The sequence below is a fragment of the Dermacoccus sp. CCH2-D9 genome, from assembly GCF_001556795.1.
Lineage (GTDB): Bacteria > Actinomycetota > Actinomycetes > Actinomycetales > Dermatophilaceae > Dermacoccus > Dermacoccus nishinomiyaensis.
In genome coordinates, this window is the sequence record NZ_LSJT01000049.1 from 74,295 (window position 1) to 92,579 (window position 18,285).

The 18,285-nt window shown below is 67.8% G+C and carries 15 protein-coding genes and 1 pseudogene; 10 read left to right on the forward strand and 6 right to left on the reverse strand.

Translation table 11 applies throughout. The annotated features are described in order from the left end of the window. Nucleotides 1-67: 67 nt before the first annotated feature. A complete protein-coding gene (locus AX669_RS04695) occupies nucleotides 68-649 on the reverse strand; it encodes a YdhK family protein (protein ID WP_006944735.1) in 582 nt (193 codons plus the stop codon). 80 nt (nucleotides 650-729) lie between these two features. Next, complete coding sequence (locus tag AX669_RS04700; RefSeq protein WP_231729411.1) at nucleotides 730-1,236, reverse strand: DUF4396 domain-containing protein; 507 nt, start codon at nucleotides 1,234-1,236, stop codon at nucleotides 730-732. 265 nt (nucleotides 1,237-1,501) lie between these two features. On the opposite strand from AX669_RS04700, the gene AX669_RS04705 reads away from it, so the two are divergent. Next, entirely contained in the window at nucleotides 1,502-2,551 is a 1,050-nt protein-coding gene (locus AX669_RS04705) for an NAD(P)-dependent alcohol dehydrogenase (protein WP_062256936.1), read from the forward strand. A gap of 305 nt (nucleotides 2,552-2,856) precedes the next feature. On the opposite strand, the gene AX669_RS04710 is transcribed toward AX669_RS04705, so the two are convergent. Then, entirely contained in the window at nucleotides 2,857-3,846 is a 990-nt protein-coding gene (locus AX669_RS04710; RefSeq protein ID WP_231729413.1) for a GTP pyrophosphokinase family protein, read from the reverse strand. A 441-nt stretch (nucleotides 3,847-4,287) separates the two neighbouring features. Here AX669_RS04710 and AX669_RS04715 point away from each other — a divergent pair, with 441 nt between their 5' ends. From AX669_RS04715 to rplI, 6 genes are all read left to right on the forward strand, one after another. Then, nucleotides 4,288-6,450: a transglycosylase domain-containing protein gene (locus AX669_RS04715; protein WP_062256938.1), complete on the forward strand. Its 2,163-nt coding sequence runs from the start codon at nucleotides 4,288-4,290 to the stop codon at nucleotides 6,448-6,450. Between the two features lie 27 nt (nucleotides 6,451-6,477). Then, on the forward strand, nucleotides 6,478-7,845 hold the full coding sequence (locus AX669_RS04720) for a hypothetical protein (protein WP_062256940.1): 1,368 nt from the start codon (nucleotides 6,478-6,480) through the stop codon (nucleotides 7,843-7,845). Between the two features lie 213 nt (nucleotides 7,846-8,058). Then, entirely contained in the window at nucleotides 8,059-8,346 is a 288-nt protein-coding gene (gene rpsF / locus AX669_RS04725; RefSeq protein WP_038569923.1) for a 30S ribosomal protein S6, read from the forward strand. Nucleotides 8,347-8,378: 32 nt separating this feature from the next. Beyond that, entirely contained in the window at nucleotides 8,379-9,041 is a 663-nt protein-coding gene (locus AX669_RS04730; protein WP_062256943.1) for a single-stranded DNA-binding protein, read from the forward strand. Between the two features lie 128 nt (nucleotides 9,042-9,169). Then, complete coding sequence (gene rpsR, locus AX669_RS04735; protein ID WP_006944621.1) at nucleotides 9,170-9,406, forward strand: 30S ribosomal protein S18; 237 nt, start codon at nucleotides 9,170-9,172, stop codon at nucleotides 9,404-9,406. 20 nt (nucleotides 9,407-9,426) lie between these two features. Beyond that, a complete protein-coding gene (gene rplI / locus AX669_RS04740; RefSeq protein WP_006944736.1) occupies nucleotides 9,427-9,873 on the forward strand; it encodes a 50S ribosomal protein L9 in 447 nt (148 codons plus the stop codon). Between the two features lie 94 nt (nucleotides 9,874-9,967). Here the strand turns inward: rplI and AX669_RS04745 are convergent, their stop codons facing one another. Together AX669_RS04745 and AX669_RS04750 are read right to left on the reverse strand one after the other, a co-directional pair. Continuing rightward, on the reverse strand, nucleotides 9,968-10,789 hold the full coding sequence (locus AX669_RS04745; RefSeq protein ID WP_062256945.1) for a serine hydrolase: 822 nt from the start codon (nucleotides 10,787-10,789) through the stop codon (nucleotides 9,968-9,970). A 106-nt stretch (nucleotides 10,790-10,895) separates the two neighbouring features. Further along, nucleotides 10,896-12,254, reverse strand: coding sequence for an MATE family efflux transporter (locus tag AX669_RS04750; protein ID WP_369815061.1), 1,359 nt, complete (start codon nucleotides 12,252-12,254; stop codon nucleotides 10,896-10,898). A gap of 346 nt (nucleotides 12,255-12,600) precedes the next feature. On the opposite strand from AX669_RS04750, the gene AX669_RS04755 reads away from it, so the two are divergent. From AX669_RS04755 to dnaB, 3 genes are all read left to right on the forward strand, one after another. Continuing rightward, on the forward strand, nucleotides 12,601-13,650 hold the full coding sequence (locus AX669_RS04755) for an NlpC/P60 family protein (RefSeq protein ID WP_143181292.1): 1,050 nt from the start codon (nucleotides 12,601-12,603) through the stop codon (nucleotides 13,648-13,650). Nucleotides 13,651-14,033: 383 nt separating this feature from the next. Then, a complete protein-coding gene (locus AX669_RS04760) occupies nucleotides 14,034-15,146 on the forward strand; it encodes a peptidoglycan-binding protein (RefSeq protein WP_062256949.1) in 1,113 nt (370 codons plus the stop codon). 769 nt (nucleotides 15,147-15,915) lie between these two features. Next, nucleotides 15,916-17,313 carry a replicative DNA helicase gene (gene dnaB / locus AX669_RS04765; protein ID WP_074041083.1) on the forward strand — a complete coding sequence of 466 codons (1,398 nt, stop codon included), beginning with the start codon at nucleotides 15,916-15,918 and terminating at the stop codon, nucleotides 17,311-17,313. Here dnaB and AX669_RS04770 read toward each other — a convergent pair. Beyond that, a pseudogene (locus AX669_RS04770) lies at nucleotides 17,278-17,880 on the reverse strand (recombinase family protein). The gene dnaB and the pseudogene AX669_RS04770 sit on opposite strands and share 36 nt — an antisense overlap. Between the last annotated feature and the right edge of the window lie 405 nt (nucleotides 17,881-18,285).

An 18,285-nucleotide genomic window follows, 5' to 3' on the forward strand; every position in this document is an offset into this window, starting at 1 on the left:
CCTGCACGCGACGAGTTGTGCGTTCACGCGAGGGCGCAGCCGGGCCGGCGCAACGATCGGTGCGACCTCAACGAGACTTCATCTCGTCCTCCACCACCCACTTGTGGTTCTTCATCGTCATTCCGTCGGCCGTGTAGTCGACCATGTACACCGTCTGAGTGGTGGACGACGCGATGGTGCCCTCGGCGCCCTGCATGCCGTCCATGTGGTCAGCTGTGATGGTGACGGCTTCCCCGTCGGCGAGGTGTTTTGTGCCGGCGCTCTTCAGCTCTTGCTGCACGACCCACTTGTGGTTCTTGACCATCGCACCGCCGGTGGTGGGCTGGTAGTTCACCGCATATGTGGCGGTGCGGTAGGCCCCGACGACGGTCGCGGGGGCATTTTTCATGCCGTCCATGTGATCGGTCGTCAGCGTGACCCTGCTGCCCACCGGGAATCTCGGGTTCTTCGCCGGGGTCATGTCCGCCGGGGCCGGGCCGCCGTCCATCTCGTGCATGTGACCATGGCCGGAGGAGGCCGACGTCGACGTGGCCGCGGCCGACGTCGGCATGCCTGAGTGCGAGGAATGGTCGCTGCCGGAGGAACATGCGGTGCCGGCGCCCAATGCCACGGCGGCGGCCGCAGTGGCGGCCAGATTTCGACGGTTCATGAGGTGCGGCCTTTCGCTTCGGGGGCGTGTTCGACGAACATAGCGGACGTCCCTCTGAGTTCTGTCAGAGCGGCGTGGGTTCACAGCAGTGTGCCGAGCGATGCCACGGCGCCGCCGAGGAGGAACGCGGTGATGGCGTACGCCAGGGGCTTGTTGTCCATCGCTGCACCGCTGGCGTGGTGAGTGATCGCGTGCCCTCTGCCCTGGCGCAGCAAGTGCTTGTTCACCGGGTAGGCGGCGACGTAGGCCGCGACGAGAGCCACCGCCATCGAGACCCAGAGCAGCAGGTCCATCAACCGTGCGTCCATCGCACCCGGTACGAGCCACATGACGAGGTTGTCGACGAGCTCCATCGTGGCGATCGAGACGGTGTCCGCTGCGAGGACGAGTAGGAGCGCCTGCTTGGCGGGGATGCCTGAGCGCAGCAGCGGTGTCGCTGACAGCGTGTACCCGAAGACGAACGCGAGGGCTATCGCGACGGCCGTGCTGAGGCCGTTGCCCCATCCCAGGGCCGTTGCGGCGATGAGCCCGACGATCTCGCCGATGGCGCATCCGGTGAGGCAGTGCAGCGTGGCCGACGCAGCCATCGACGACATGTCATGACCTGAGCCGTGATGGTGTTCGTGTTCGCTCATGTCAGCCGCAACGCCGATACCCCTAGGGGGTATTCCATGACTGCTGGGAGGTTCCACTGCACCCACTGGACGGAGAGCGTCCGTCGTCGACCTCGTCGCTGTCGTCGAGTTGAGGGCGTGATCGCCGAACGCCTTCGTGACCTCACGGAACCCATGTGAGACGGCGCTCGCCGACGTGACAATGCTTCTCACCCCGCGTCGGCGTAGCGTCAGAGGCATGACTACGACTGTTGCCTGCTACCAGGCCGTTGCCGCCGACAAGCCCCTCGAGCCCGGCACCGTCGAGCGCCGCGACCTGCGCCCCGACGACATCCGCATCGAGATCGAATTCGCCGGTATCTGCCACTCCGACATCCACACCGTCCGCGGCGAATGGGGCAAGGTCAACTACCCCATGGTGACCGGCCACGAGATCGTCGGCCGTGTCGCCGAGATCGGTTCCGACGTCACCGAGTTCAAGGTCGGCGACCGTGCCGGTGTCGGTTGCCTCGTCGACTCGTGCCGCGAGTGCGAATGGTGCAAGAAGGGCGAGGAGAACAACTGCCCGAACGCCGTCGGTACCTACAACGGCATCGACCGTCACGACGGGCGCCCGACCGCCGGTGGTTACTCGCAGGCCATCGTCGTCTCCGAGGCGTTCGCCCTCCACATCCCCGAGAACCTCGACGCCGCCGCCGTCACGCCACTGCTGTGCGCCGGCATCACCACCTACTCGCCGCTGCGCACCTGGGGCGTCACCGAAGGCTCCAAGGTCGCCGTCGTCGGCATGGGCGGTCTCGGCCACGTGGCCGTCAAGCTGGCCAAGGCGATGGGCGCCGAGGTGACCGTCATCAGCCAGACGCGCTCCAAGGAAGAGGACGGCCGCAAGTACGGCGCCACCGAGTGGATCGCGACGAAGGAAGACCCGGAAGCCCTCAAGAACCACAAGGGCGCCTTCGACGTCATCATCAACACGGTGTCCGCGCACATCGATGTTCGTGAGTACATGGCGACGCTGCGTCCGCACGGCGCCATGGTGCTCCTCGGCCTGCCGACGGAGGCCCTCGAGGTCAACGCCGGCAACCTCATCGGCGGCCGCAAGTCCCTCACCGGCTCCAACATCGGCGGCATCCGCGAGACGCAGGAAATGCTCGACTTCTGCGCCGAACACGGCGTCACTGCCGAGATCGAACTCATCAACGCCGACCAGATCAACGAAGCCTACGACCGCGTCGTGAACTCCGACGTCCGCTACCGCTTCGTCATCGACGCCAAGACGTTCGCCTGATCCCTCGGCCCGTCTTCCGGGTGGCGCGGATCCTGAGCTCGCAAGCTCGCCCAGGATCGCCGCGCCGCCTCGGTGCGACAGGCCTTCGGGCGGAACGACGAGAGCCGCCTCGACCGCACACCTCGCAGGCTCGGTGTTCGGCCGGGGCGGCTCTCGTCATCCCGAGTCCGCGTCGCGGGCGGTCGGGGCTGCGGGTCTCTGAGCCTGGAGATGGAGCGTTGCGGGGTTGGACGTCGGCGCTGCGTCACCCCTTGTCCCTCAATGGGTGAGCGCCTCGGTGCGCACCACTCGGCTCACACGCCTGCTCAATCTCCGACGCGGCCCAACCGTTGCAAGCGGCCGCGAAGAGAATCGCGACGTTCCTCGTTCGCCGGCAGCTCGACGAAACGCTCGCGGTAACGCGCGAGGAGGTCGTCCTCGAGCCTGCGCACGGCACCGGGCTGGTGGCGGTAGCCCATCGAGCGTGAGATGCGTTCCGAGTCGACGGATTTCAGCTCGTCAGCCAGCATCGGGATCGACGTCACCTCGAGCTCCGTCAACCAGTTCGCGGCCTCGACGTACGCCTCCGGCCGGGCGAAGCCCGATGTCTCATACCGTCCCGCGAGGAACGACGCGAGCTCCCGGGGGTCGACGCGCAACCCGTCCTCGAACCGGCCCTCACCCTGCTGCGAGAGGCCACTCGACAACGTGTCGCGAATGACGGAGAACTCACGGTCGGCGAGCTCGATGAGCCCCGCCGCCAACGTGAAACGACGATCCAGCTCATGCGCGAACTCCGCCGGCACGTCACCCTTGTACCGCGCGTCGTGCTCGAATTCCGCCCACGCGTGCTGCAGCACCGTCCGCAACTGCACCGACATGCACTGCGCCGCGTCGTACGCCGTCGCCGACGGATCGTTCGAGATCAGCATGTGCCGACTCGCGTAGCCGAACCGTCCCTCGCTCGCAGTCTCACGACCCATGTCGCGATCCTCGAGCACCGTGAAGTTCTCCGCGAGCAACTGTGCGACGGGCTCGATGTCGCTGTGCACGTACGTGATGATGCGGACGCCGACCTGATCGGTGATGTCGAGCGCCGGATCGAAATCGGTGTGCCCCAACTCGCTCGCACGTCGAGCGACCTTGTCCGAGAACGATGCCGGCGACTTCGCGCGCCCCGTGATCGACAGATAGTTGATGCCGGCGTCGTCGATGATCGAACGCACCTTGCGCACCATGTCGTCCGTACGCCGCCGCGTGCGGGGATAGCGGGAGGTGTACGTCGCCATCGCGCGTTCCAGAGACCGTCGGCTCATGAAGAGCATCCAAACAGATGCAGCCCGCGCACGTCACCTGCCGGCAGCGCCCCGCGGCCGACAGGACGTCGCACTGCGCCCGACGGCCTGCCCACGTCGCCACTTCCACCACCCTGTTGCCCCGGCGCTGGCGCTCCGGGCACGGCTCACGCACAGGCATTGACAGCCACCACGAGGACGCGGCGGGAGCCCGCTCGGTACGCTGATCGGTGAGAATGACGCCGCACGTCGTGCGTCGCGCGAAAGTGAGGCACGTCCGTGGTCAACGATTCCGGTTCGAAGCGACCCCCGTCGAGGGGCGGGTCGCGTCCGTCGAACAGCGGTAGTCCCAAGGCACCCACCTCCCGCGCCGGTGCGCGGGGCGCCCAGGGCGCGAGTCCCGCGGCGCGGCGTCGACGGGGGAGCAAGAAGAAGAGCGCGCACTCGTTACCGTTCCGCATCGTGCGCGCCGTCCTGCTCACCCTCGCGAGCCTCGTGCTGCTGGCCGTGCTCACGTTCATCGGCCTCTACCTGTTCATCGACATCCCCAAGGCCAACACGCAGGCGACGCAGGCGGTCTCCGTCGTCTACTACGCCGACGGCAAGACGGAGATGGGCCGCTTCACGACGACGAACCGTGACCCCGTCGAGCTGAACAAGGTGCCGATCGACGTGCAACACGCGTTCATCGCCGCCGAGGACCGCAGCTTCTACTCGAACCGCGGCATCTCCCCGACGGGCATCGCGCGCGCCTTCATCAACGACTTCACCGGTGACGGTGGCAGCCAGGGCGGCTCGACGCTGACGCAGCAGTGGGTGAAGAACTACTTCCTGACGCAGGACAAGACGGTCACCCGCAAGGTGAAGGAGGTCGTCATCAGCCTCAAGGTCGATCAGGAGATGAGCAAGGACGAGATCCTGCAGGCCTACCTCAACAACGTCTACTTCGGGCGCGGGACGTACGGCATCCAGGCTGCGTCGCAGTCGTACTTCCACAAGGACGTCTCCCAGCTGACGACTGTGGAGGGCGCGTTCCTCGCCTCCGTCGTCAACAACCCGGAGAACATGGATCCGAGCGTCGGGCCCAACTCCGAGCAGCGTGCCAACGAGCGCATGGCGTACACGCTCAACGGCATGTTCAAGATGGGGTGGCTGACGGCCGAGGAACGCAACAAGGCCGTCATGCCGAAGTTCTATCCGCGTCAGCCGATCAAGTACGCGGACGGGCCGCAGGGCTACGTCATCGCCTCCGTCCGCGGCGAACTGTCGCGCAAGCTGAAGCTCAGCCAGGAGGACATCGACCGCGGTGGTCTGCGCATCACGACGACGATCGACAAGCGCGCGCAGGACGCGGCCGTCGCGGCGGTGGAGAAGCACACGCCTGACACGTTGCTCGGCAAGCTGCACACCGGCCTCGTCGCCGAGCGTGCGAACGACGGCGGCGTCGTCGCGATGTATGGCGGCGCCGACTACGACCCGGTGAAGTCGCCCTACTCGGACGCAGATCAGGCGATGCTGCAGACGGCGTCATCGATGAAGCTGTACACCGCGATCGCTGCGCTGCAGCACGGCAAGTCGGTCGACACCCAGTACAACGGCAACAACTATCTGCCGATCGGTGCCGGCAAGTACGTGCAGAACAACCAGAACGAGTCGTGGGGTTGGCAGCCGATCAGCAACATGCTCGCGTACTCGATCAACACGGCGTTCGTCCGGCTCAACCGGGAGATCGGGCCGGCGAATACGCTCGAGGCGGCGCAGGCCTCGGGCATGCCGAAGACGCTCGGGGGGATGAACGACACGAACATCCTCAACGTCCTCGGCACGGGTGACAGCCGCGTCGTCGACCAGGCGACGGGGTACAACACCCTCAACTCCGGCGGCGTGTTCCATGACCGACACCTCATCTCGACGGTGAAGTCGTTCGACGGCAAGTACTCCTACACCGTCGACACCAAGGGCAAGCGGGTGTACGACAAGGCGATCGCGGACGACCTCACGTGGGCGCTCGGCAAGACGGGTGTCTACGGCACCGCGGCGGGCGCGCAGGACGAGCTCGGGCGCGCCATGGCGTCGAAGACAGGTACGGCCTCGGGCAACAAGTACCTCTGGTTCAACGGCTTCACGCCTGGCCAGATCACGACGAGTGTCGGCATGTACTACAGCACCGACGGCAAGACGGCGCAGCCGATGCAGAATCTGCCGGGTGTGACGGCGAGCGACGTCTACGGCGCGGGTCTGCCGCGCAAGGTGTGGGTCGACTTCATGGATGCCGCCCTCGAGGGGCAGAAGAAGACGCAACTGCCCAAGCGCTCGTACTACAACGAGAACAAGCCCGAGTCGGCGTCCACGTCTGCGTCACCGACCCCGACGAAGACGTACGCCGCGCCCTCCAGCGCCGCGTCGCAGCCTTACCCGGAGCCGACGCAGTCGAACGTCCAGCCCACCCAGCCCGACGCGACGGACGCCCCAGGCCCGGCGTCGTCCGGGTCGACGGCGCCTGACGCGACGCTGCCGGCCTCCTCCAGCGCGGCTGTTTCACGTGAAACGAGCCCGCCGCAGACGGCGGCGTCATCGGCCGCCGCGAGCGGCCGGTCATCCCCGGGAGCCTCGGCGAGTCGCTGACCGGGCACCCCCGCTTAGGCTGACCCCATGACGCACACGGCCACGCCTGCGCACCCGACGACCGCTCCGAGCTCGGGTCGAGCCCCGACGCGCACCGACCCGGTGGCCGCGGAGGCCAGTCACGTCGTCGGTGGGCCGCTGGGGCGTCACGCCGTCGTCGGGCGACGCGGGTGGCGCCCGGCCGCCGCTGTCCTCAGTGCGCTGAGCGCGGTCTTCGTCGCGCTCGGGGTGCTGCAGAAGAACCACTGTGTCTCGACGGGGTGGGCGACGCCCGGATCCTTGTGGCGCGCCTGCTACTCCGACCTGCCCGTCGCCGTCGCCGCGCCCGCCGGATCGTCGCCGTGGTCGAACCCGACGATGCAGGGCCAGCCCCCGCTGACGGCACTCATCACCTGGCTCGTGCGCACGATCGTGCCCGGCGGTTCGCAGCTGCGGCTGCAGCAGGGGATGTTCGCGTGGGGGGCCGCCGTCGTCGCGTTGCTCATCGCCCTCGCCGTGTGCGCGAGTGCCGCGTCGCGACCCGACAGCCCCTGGGTGGCTGCCCACATCGCGTTGTCGCCGGTGCTCATCACGAGTGCGCTCATCTCGTTCGACGCGCTCGGTGTGGCCCTCGTCGCAGCCGGGCTGCTGGCCTGGGAGCGCTCGCGCTTCCCGCTCGCGGGGGTGGCGCTAGCGGGCGCCCTCCTGACGCGTCCGACGCTCGGCGCCGTCCTCGCGGCCGCGCTCGTCGTCGCGCTCGTGCGCGGCCACACGAAGGGCGCCCTCGCGCTCTTCGTCGGGGCGGGCGCGACGTGCGTCGCGATGTTCGCCGTCATCGCCGTGTGGGGCGGCGACCCGTTCACCGCGTTCACCGCCTGGCGCCAGCAGGGCGCCGGGTACGGCTCGCTCTGGTACATCCTCAGCTTCGCGGGCGTGACGTTGTCACCTGCCGTCCTGACGGGCCTCGCCGTGCTCGGGTGGATCGCGGCGATCGCGCTGGGGGCGATTCTCGCTCAGGGTCGTGAGCGGCTGCCGCTCGCGCCCATCGCGCTGCTCATGCTCGTCACGGTGATGCTGACGTCGCGTGCCCTGCCGGTGCAGGCGTGCTTGTGGGTCCTGCCGCTCATCGCGCTCAGCGCGCTGCCGTGGCGCGACCACCTCGTCTGGGCGGGCGCCGAGTTCGTCTACTTCATCACCGTGTGGGGGTTCATCGCGCGCGCCTCGAACATGGCGAAGGCGCTGCCCTCCGGCTGGTATTGCCTCTTCACCCTGGTGCGACTGGTCGGGCTGGTCTACCTGGTCACCGCGGCGATCCGCGCGACGCGTTCGTCGACCGTCGCGTCATCCGAGGACGGCGACGGCGGCCGCCGCGCCGGCCTCACGGCTCGGCAGCACGCGAACGCCGCGTCAGCCTGAGTTCATCCACAGAGATTGGTCGCCGGTGACGGCTACGGGTAGTCTTGTGGGGTTCGTGCCGTCTCATCCACAACCTGTGGCTCCGGCGCGTGCTCCCCGACGGCTCGATGGGCCATCGTGGTGCGTGCGACGACGAGAGGGCGCGGCAACGCTGCAACCCTCCTGTCACGGAGAGACCGTGACCGCTTGAGACCAAAGGAGGTGGGTTACCGCATGCGTCATTACGAAATGATGATCATCCTCGACGGTGAGCTCGACGAGCGCACGGTCCAGCCCTCGCTGGAGAAGTTCCTCTCTGTCGTCACGAAGGACGGCGGCACCGTCGACAACGTCGACGTCTGGGGCCGTCGCCGCATGGCTTACGACATCAAGAAGAAGTCCGAAGGCATCTACGTCGTGGTCGACTTCAACGCGACCCCGGCCACCGCTGCAGAGCTTGACCGTCAGCTTGGACTCAACGAGTCCATCCTGCGCACCAAGATCCTGCGCAAGGACGCCTGAGAACTCCCCACATTCAGTAGGAGGAACCACCCATGGCGCAAGGTGACGTCAACATCACGATGGTCGGCAACCTCGTTGCCGACCCCGAGCTGCGCTACACGCCGAACGGCGCTGCCGTGGCGAACTTCCGCATCGCCTCGACCCCGCGCGTCTTCGACCGCCAGTCGAACGAGTGGAAGGACGGCGAGGCGCTCTTCATGTCCTGCTCCATCTGGCGCGAGGCAGCGGAGAACGTCTCGGAGTCGCTCCAGCGCGGCTCGCGCGTCATCGTCACCGGCCGTCTGAAGTCTCGTTCGTACGAGACGAAGGAGGGCGAGAAGCGCACCGTCACCGAGCTCGAGGTCGACGAGGTCGGCCCGTCGCTGCGGTACGCCACGGCGAAGGTCAACAAGACCCAGCGCTCCGGCGGTGGCCAGGGTGGCAACTTCGGAGGTGGCAACGGCGGCGGCAACGTCAGCCAGGGCAACTTCGGGGGCAACTCCGGCGGTGGCAACGGTTTCGGCGGCAACTCGGGTTCTCAGGGCGGCAACTTCGGTGGCAGCCCGACCGACGACCCGTGGGCGACCGGTGGCAACTCGGGTGGCGGCTTCGGCGGCAACTCGGGTGGCAACGCCGGCGGCCAGTCGAACGGCTCGCAGGGCGGCGGCAACGGTGGCTGGTCCACCGGCCCGTCGTACGACGAGCCCCCGTTCTGATCGTTCCTCCTCTTACCGGGCGTCACCACGACGATGACGCCCCACCGGCCCGGCACGCACGTGCCGGCCACTCACACACTCGCTATCCCGAGTCACCACTCGGGCTCTCATAGAAGGAGAGCACCACGATGGCAAAGCCCGTTGTGCGCAAGCCCAAGAAGAAGGCCAACCCGCTGAAGGCGGCGAAGGTCGAGAACATCGACTACAAGGACGCTGCGCTGCTGCGCAAGTTCATCTCCGACCGCGGCAAGATCCGCGCCCGTCGCGTCACCGGTGTCTCCGTCCAGGAGCAGCGCCTCATCGCCAACGCCGTCAAGAACGCGCGTGAGATGGCTCTGCTTCCCTACTCGAGCTCCGCTCGCTGATCGAGGAAAGGAACACCGACATGAAGGTCATCCTGACCCACGAGGTTTCCAAGCTCGGCACGGCCGGCGACGTCGTCGACGTCAAGCCCGGTTTTGCCCGCAACTACCTTCTGCGCAACAACCTCGCCACGGAGTGGACGAAGGGCGGCCAGAAGCAGGTCGACTCGATCACGAAGGCTCGCGAGACGCGTTCCATCAAGACGCTCGAAGAGGCAAAGTCCGTCAAGGGCAACCTCGAGAACGCCAAGGTGACGCTGAAGGCGCGCGCCGGCGAGAACGGCCGCCTCTTCGGCGCCGTCACGACCGGTGAGATCGCCGACGCGATCAAGGAAGCCGGCGCCGGTTCCGTCGACAAGCGCAAGATCGAGATCACGACGCCGATGCGTTCGCTCGGCGAGTACTCGGTGCTCGTGCGTCTGCACCCCGAGGTGCAGGCCACGGTCGACGTCAAGGTCGCCCGCGCCTGATCCTCACCGCTCCGCCCCGGCCTCGTCCGGGGCGGGGCGACGTCGAAGCCCCGCGCCACGGTTCGTCCGTGGGCGGGGCTTCGTCGTGCGTGCGTCAGAGGGCGGTCGCGAGGTGCGCGTGGATGGTCGCGGCGACGCGGTTGGCGACGGACGTGCCGATCGCCATCGTCGGGGTGCGCTGCAGGATGGCGAGCGTGTGGTTGCGGTTGCCGCCGACGTGGCCGATGCTGTTGACGCGCCACAGACCGGCGTAGGGCAGCCAGCCGTTCTTCACCTGACTCGTGCCGATCGAGCCGACGCCCCAACGCTGATCCGCCGCGACCTGGCCCATGAGCGTCAGGATGTAGCCACGGTTGGCGGCGTTGAGCAGCCTGCCGCGCCAGCTGATCTCGTTCATGAGGACGATCTGGTCGTAGGCGGAGGTCGTCGTCAGGCCCCAGGCTCCGGCAGCGCGCGTCGACGTCATGCCGAGGCTGTTCGCGACGGCCTGCACCGCGGGTGCGCCGCCGACGCTGCGCCACAGGTTCGTCGCCGCGTTGTTGTCGCTGACGCGGATCATCGGGGAGGCCTGGCTCTTCTCCCACGCGGTGAGGCCGCGCCCCGCCTTCTGGGCGCGCGAGCAGACGGCCGCGAGGATGAGCACCTTGACGATGCTCGCGCACTCGTTGCGGAACGGCGCGTTGTACTGCCACACCCGCATGCTGCGCCGATCGTGCACGGCGACGGACAACCCGCCGGTCGTGGATGCGTCGATGGCGTGCATCTTGTCGTAGAGCCCCACCGTGGTGGCCGAGGCCCGGTTCGCCCCGAGCGTCGAGACGGCGCCGGTGGCGCCCAGTGCGAGCGCTCCGGTGAGTGCGGTCCGGCGGCTGACGCCGTGACTCGTGAGCAGTCGATCATCGAGGTCGTGCGTCATGGGAACTCCCTGAGAGATGCCTGCGTATGACCTCAAGATAGTGGGTGAGCGCGGCCCATGTGGCATTCGCGGCCCCGCGAGCATCGGGGCCGGCGGGACCGGGGCGTCAGCCGGCGCTCTCGAGGTGCATCCAGGCAGTGCCTCGACGCCGGTGGTCGAGCACGGCCATGCGCGCGAGCAGGTAGAGCGCATACATCACCCAGACCGCGACGAGCGGCGCCGCGTCCCCCCAGCCTGTGACGGCATCCCGCGAGGTGCTCAGGACCCACACGAGCGGCAGGTAGCCCACGAGAAGCGCCAGTTGCGCACGGGCGAGGAACGCGCCGTCCCCGGCACCCATGAGCACACCGTCGTGGACGAACAGCACGCCCGACGGTGCGCTGACGAGGGCGATGACGACGAGGGCGGCGCTCGTCGTGTGCGCGATCGTCGCATCGGAGGTGAACAGCAGGGGCACCCACCACGCCGTGACCAGCGTCGCCACACCGCCGACGAGTCCGCAGCGCCAACCCCATCGAGTGAGCGTCGCGGTCAGTTCGCGGGTGCGTGAGGCGTCACCGCGGCCCAGTGATTCGCCGACGAGCGCTTGCGCCGCGATGGCGACGGCGTCGAGCGCGAACGTCAGGAAGGTGAAGATCGTCGATGCGATCTGGTGCGCCGCGAGGGTACCGGGGCCGAACAACCCGGCGGTGGCCGTCGTGAGGAGCAGGACGGCGCGCAGCGCGATCGTACGCACGAGGATCGGCGCCCCGGCGCGTGCCGCACCCAGGACACGTCCCGGGTGGGGGCGGACGTCGAGATGGCGCACCCGTCGGCCGATCGAGGCGAGCAGGGCGAGCGCCATGAGCCACTGCGCGGCCGTGGTGCCGGCGGCCGAGCCGGCGAGGCCGGTGTGTAGACCGAGGACGAGGATGGCGTTGAGCGCCGCGTTGAGCGCGAATCCGGCGACGGTGACGAGCAGCGGCGTCCGCGTGTCCTGTAGGCCCCTGAGCAGCCCCTGCGCTGCGAGGCAGACCAGCATCGCCGGGATGCCGAGGGCGCTGATCCGCAGGTATGTGACGCCGGCGTCCACGACCTCAGGCGCGCTGGTCATCGCGCGCACCGCGAGTGGCGCTGCGGCGAACGTCGCGGCGGCGAGCGGGATGCTGAGCGTCAACGCGAGCCACACGCCGTCGAGGCCCGCCCCGATCGCTCCGTCCTCGTCGTTCGCGCCCATGCGGCGTGCGACGAGTGCGGTTGTCGCGTAGGCGAGGAAGACGAAGATGCCGGTGAGGCTGAGCAGGACGGCGCTCGCGGCTCCGAGCGCCGCGAGCTGCGTGACGCCGAGGTGGCCGACGATCGACGAATCGGTCATGAGGAACAAAGGCTCGGCCACGAGCGTGAAGAAGGCCGGCACGGCAAGGGCCCGAATCTGGGGCCCCAGGGAGTCGGTTTCCTGCACCTCTCGCGTCGCCCGTCTCATCATATGAGAAAAAATGTCCTCTCGTGCAACCGCGTCGGCGCGCCTGCTCGGCGGAGCCCCTGACTCCTGGTACTGGCCCGAAACTACGCGGAACGACGGGAAAAGATCCAGGTGGGCGTCGTGGCCGCTTATCTCGCGCGGCGCGCGTCGAGTCAAGCATTTACCGGGCGTGTCGGCAACTTTCATTTCGCACTCAGGAAACGCTCGGGCAGAGTGAAGCCTGCACCTTTGTGAGCGGGGGCTGGCGAGGGTGTGGCAGTGGCGTGCGTCTCCACCCTGGAGGCGCGGTGCGCTGGAACGCGAAAACCGTAGAAAGGCTGCTCACTTGAGTACACATGCTCCCCTGCACATGAGGAGACGCGAACGCACCGTGCGCCCGCAGCTCGCTCTTCGATCCGGCCTCGGCGCCGGGGTGGCGCTCGCCATCCCGGCCACCGGAGCCCTCGTCGCGGCCGCGCCCGCGATGGCCGCACCCGGCACGGGTACGACCACGCCGAGTGCGACCACACCGACCGTCAAGCCCGTCCTGTTCTTCGGCTCCCGTGGGGAAGCGGTGAAGGCGATCCAGGCGCAGCTCCAGGTCAACGCGGACGGCATCTTCGGCCCTGCGACGCTGTCGGCGGTCAAGTCGTTCCAGCGCAGCAACGGGCTGTACGCCGACGGCATCGTCGGCAAGCTGACGTGGGCGAAGCTCGCTGCGGCGACGACGCCGACGACTCCGACAACGCCGACCACTCCGACCACTCCGACCACGCCGACGACGTGCACCGCGAACACCACGACGCTGCGCTTCGGTTCGACGCACGCGCTCGTCAAGGTGCTGCAGAGCAAGCTCGGAGTCGAGGTCGACGGCATCTTCGGGCGGGCCACGCGTGCCGAGGTCGTCTCGTTCCAGGCGCAGAACGGTCTGTACGCGGATGGCATCGTGGGCAAGCTGACGTGGTCGAAGCTGGGCTGCTCGACGACGACTCCCACGACGCCGACTCCTCCCACGGTGCCCACGACGCCGACGACGCCTCCCACGGTGCCGACGACGCCGACGACGCCTGCTCCGTCCGCGACGGCCGCGCAGATCATCGCGTACGCCAAGACGTTCCAGGGTGTGCCGTACGTGTGGGGCGGTTCGACGCCGTCGGGCTTCGACTGCTCCGGCTTCGTCTCGTACGTGTTCAAGCAGTACGGCATCACGATGCCGCGCGTCTCCGCGCAGCAGCAGGCGTACTTCCCGAGCACGACGAACCCGCAGCCGGGTGACCTGCTGTTCTACGGCTACCCGGCGTATCACGTCGCCATCTATCTCGGCGACGGCATGATGATCGACGCACCGCACCCGGGTTCCACCGTGGGTGTTCGCGCGATCTACGGCAAGCCGTCGAGCTACGCGCGCGTGCTGCGCTGAAAGACGGCGTCGAGACTGCCGCGATGGCAGGGGGTGGCGCTCGGATCCGGTCGTACCGACAGTGGGGAAGCTGACGCGGACGACGGACCGAGCGCCGTCCCACATCGTGGACAAAACTGAATGGTGAATATTTCGTCGAACATTTTTTCGAGGCTCGAAAGGATGTTCGTTTCGTGCTGCCCGGAACCATGCCGAAAGTGCCCGTCAGCCGCGTGATCACAGGAAGATCACGGGGTGCCAGAACGACATGCATGTGATTTTCGGGGTGCTTTGCGGCGACGTTCGGCTCGTGCATCCTCGACATGTCGCACCCCCGTGCGACACGTGAGCACGAGCGCCCACCGCGAGTCGACCGGCGCTCTTCGACGACGGAGCGAACCGCCATGACGAAGTACTTGCCGAAGCACCTTGCCACGCGCCACGGCCGCGTCGAGTCCGCGCGCGTCGGTGCTGCCGCAGCCCGCGGCTCCCGATCCGCCCTCGCGCTCGGCGTGGGCGCGACGCTGCCCGTCGCCGGAGCGGCTGTGATGGCTGCCCCGGCTTTCGCGGCGCAGGAGACGCCGGCGCCGGCGCCCGCTCCCACCACCTCGCCCGTGCTGACCTTCGACTCGCGCGGCGAGGCCGTCAAGACGCTGCAGGCTCGCCTCGCTCTCGTCGTCGACGGCTGGTACGGCCCGGTCACGACAGCGGCCGTCAAGGACTTCCAGCGCGCCAACCGCCTCGACGTCGACGGCGTCGTCGGCCCCCGTACGTGGGCGGCGCTCGACGCGTCGTCCGCACAGCCGAGTGCCGGCGACGTCGTCCGACGCGGCGACTCGGGCCCGCTCGTGCGCGCCATCCAGTCGAAGCTCGGGGTGAACGTCGACGGCGTGTTCGGGCCGCTCACCGAGTCGGCGGTCATGACGTTCCAGCGCTCGCACGGCCTCGGCGTCGACGGCGTCGTCGGGGCGAAGACGACGTATGCCCTCGCTCTCGCCACGGACCAGCCGACCGGTGGTGACACCGGCACCCCCGGCCAGCCGGGCGTCCCGCCGCTCGTCCACCCGGACGCGCCGTACGAGCTACCGTTCCTCAACGGCTACCCGGCGCCCATCACGCAGGGTCCGTACGGGGCGGCGAGCCATCACAAGTACTACGACAAGCACGCCGTCGACTTCGGGGTTCCGACGGGGACGCAGGTCGTCGCCTCCGCGTCGGGCGTCGTGTTCAAGACCGAGAACAACGTCACCGGTGGCAACACCGTCCTCATCAAGGACGCCTCCGGTTTCTGCATGGAGTACGCGCACCTGTCGTCGATGAACGTCGTTGCGGGGCAGCGAGTCTCGCAGGGGCAGAAGATCGCATTGTCGGGCAACACCGGCTTCTCGATGGGACCGCACCTGCACTGGGGCATCGTTGACTGCTCCTCCTACACGAGCATCAAGATCGCCGACTCGAAGGAGCTCGGCACCACCTACGTCCCGGGCACGGTCGGCGTCTCGCGCAACGGATCCTGACGGCGACACCCCACCCGGCCTGCCCGGGTGGGGTGCCTCACGTGCACTGCCGTGGCGGCGCGGCGTGGGATGCCGCGCAGGCTGGGTGTCGACCGCGCGGGCTGTCGACGGGTGGCAGGCGCTCACGCGCCGTGCGTGTGAACCTGTGAAAACAGTTTCGATCCAGCGCTGAGGTGTGTCGTGACGCCCGGAAGCCGGGGTGGTCTTGATTGAGTGGGATGGCACCCCGGCGCATCAGCCCCCCACTGGTTCGCCATGCTTCAGGGGGCGGAACTCGACCGCATGTGAGAGTTCCACCCTCGGAAGATGACCACGGCGAACGTTCGTGCGTCGGGGTGTCCTCGCTCGCTGCAGCGAGGTGCTCGTGGGGCTGATGTGGCGTGGTGGTCCGCCTCGCGCAGGACGATGGGCGCCAAGCGGGCCGTGAACGCGACGTGACCGGCTGGTGGGGGGTGGGGGAGCTTTCGGGGCTGTGGACGACAACCCAGGTTGTCGACGACCGGGAGCAATCTTCGTCCACAGGGTGTGGATCGGCGAATCACCGCAGTGGCGCGGTTCCCACGACGGGCTGGCGAATCATCCACAGGTTCGTCCCGGGTCTGTGCACAACCGCCACCGGCGTTTCCAACACCCTGTCCACAGCACCGTCCACAGACGGGTTCGTGAACGGACGGGGCGTCTGCCTACTGTTGTCGGTGGTGAGTGCAAGGGTGGGTCGTGACGGATCGTGCGGCGTCGGCCGGGCGGGTGGCACCCGATTCGAGGAGTTGTGAGCGTGGCTGAGCTGGAGCCGTACGAGGCGCCGCCGGAGTTCGACGGGGCGGGTTCGTCGTCGATGCCGCCGGGCAAGCTGCCGCCGCAGGATCTGCAGGCGGAGCAGAGCGTCATCGGCGGCATGATGCTGAGCAAGGACGCGATCGCCGACGTCATCGCCGAGGTCAAGGGCATCGACTTCTACCGCCCGGCGCACGAGACGATCTTCGACGCGATCACCGACCTGTACGGCCGAGGTGAGCCGGCGGACGCCATCACCGTCGCCGACGAGCTGACGAAGCGCGGCGAACTCGCGCGCATCGGCGGGCAGGCGTACCTGCACCAGATCATCGCGTCGGTGCCGACGGCCGCGAACGCCGGGTACTACGCGCAGATCGTCGCCGAACGGGCCGTGCTGCGCCGGCTCGTGGACGCCGGCACCCGCATCGTGCAGATGGGCTACGGCGACGAGGGCGGCGACGTCGAGGACATCGTCAACGCCGCGCAGGCCGAGGTGTACGCCGTCGCCGACAAGCGTGGCGGCGAGGACTACGTGCGGCTCGGCGACGTCATCGAGGCGACGGCCGACGAGATCGAGCAGGCCTCCGGCACCGACGGGCAGATGGTCGGCGTGCCGACGGGTTTCTCCGAGCTCGACGGGCTGACGAACGGTCTGCACCCCGGGCAGATGATCGTCATCGCGGCACGACCGGCCATGGGAAAGTCGACGCTCGGCATGGACATCATTCGCAGCGCCGCGATTCATCACAACATGACGGCCGCGTTCTTCTCGCTCGAGATGGGGCGCACGGAGATCACGATGCGCCTGCTGTCGGCCGAGGCCGGTATTCAGTTGCAGCACATGCGAAAAGGCCAGATGCGTGACGAGGACTGGACGCGTCTGGCGACGACGATGGGTCGCGTCTCGGACGCGCCGTTGTTCATCGACGACTCACCGAACATGTCGCTCATGGAGATCCGCGCGAAGGCGCGCCGGCTCAAGCAGCGCCACGACCTGAAGATCATCGCGATCGACTACCTGCAGCTCATGAGCTCGGGCAAGCGCGTCGAATCACGTCAGCAGGAGGTGTCGGAGTTCTCGCGTGCGCTCAAGCTGCTCGCGAAGGAGCTCGAGGTACCCGTCATCGCGATCTCGCAGCTGAACCGTGGACCCGAGCAGCGCACCGACAAGCGCCCGCAGATGGCGGACCTGCGTGAATCGGGTTCGATCGAGCAGGACGCCGACATGGTGATCCTGCTGCACCGTGACGACTACTTCAACAAGGAATCGGAGAAGGCCGGCGAGGCCGAGATCATCGTCGCCAAGCACCGCGCGGGCCCGACGGCCGACATCACCGTCGCGTTCCAGGGGCACTACTCACGGTTCAAGGACATGGGCGGTCAGAACTTCTGAGCCGTTGCCGGCGATGACGTCGTAAATGAGGCGGCGCGAGACCCCAAGGTCGGCGGCGAGCTTGGCCTTGGGATCGCCCGCGGCCGCCGCCTGACGCACGTGGGCGATCTGTTCGTCGGTGAGGCGGCGGGCGCGGCCCTGGTACACGCCGCGGGCTTTGGCCAGGTCGATGCCTTCGCGTTGGCGTTCGCGGATAGGAGCGCTCGAGTTCGGCGACGGCGCCGATGAGTTGGCGTTGGAACGTCGCGAACGGGTCGGCCGTAGCATCGGGTGTGAAGGTGAGGCGTTCCTTGACGAACTCGACGCTCACCTTGCGCGTGGTGAGGTCGGAGACGATCTGCTCGAGGTCGATCAGTGATCGCGCGAGCCGACCCATCGACGCGACGCGCAGCGTGTCACCGCGGCGCACGTAGCGCAGCGCATCCAACAGGCCAGCGCGATTGGCTCGGCTCTTGCCAGATTGGTGATCGGTGAACAGCTCGTCGACCGCCCGAGCGCCTCTAGTTGCCTGGCTAGATTCTGCGACGTCGACGAGACGCGCGCGTACCCCGCGATTCGACCCGGCATGTCTAGTCCCTACCCGCAAGGTGAGCAATAGGGCCACCGAGGACCCCATGTGCACGCGAGCCACATAGCGGAGCAACTGTGCAAATAGGGTGTACCTCAACCCACGCAAGTAGGAACCCTCTGAGATGCGCACTTTTCAACGCTGAGCATCTAGGGATGTCCCTACCTGCGTACTCGAGAGCTCAGGCCAGGCGGGTCATCGTCGATCGACGGGCAGTCCTAGCGGTGTAGCAAAAACCTTGGCGGATTCAACCGGTCAACGCACCATTGATGGTGTTCAGGCTATCGGTGAAGGCGTCGTGGGATGAGGCCCAGCCGAGGACCTTGCGGGGCCGTTCGTTGATGCGCGTCGCGATGGTGTCGAGGTCGGTCTGGGTGAAGGAGCGTAGGTCGGCGTTCTTCGCG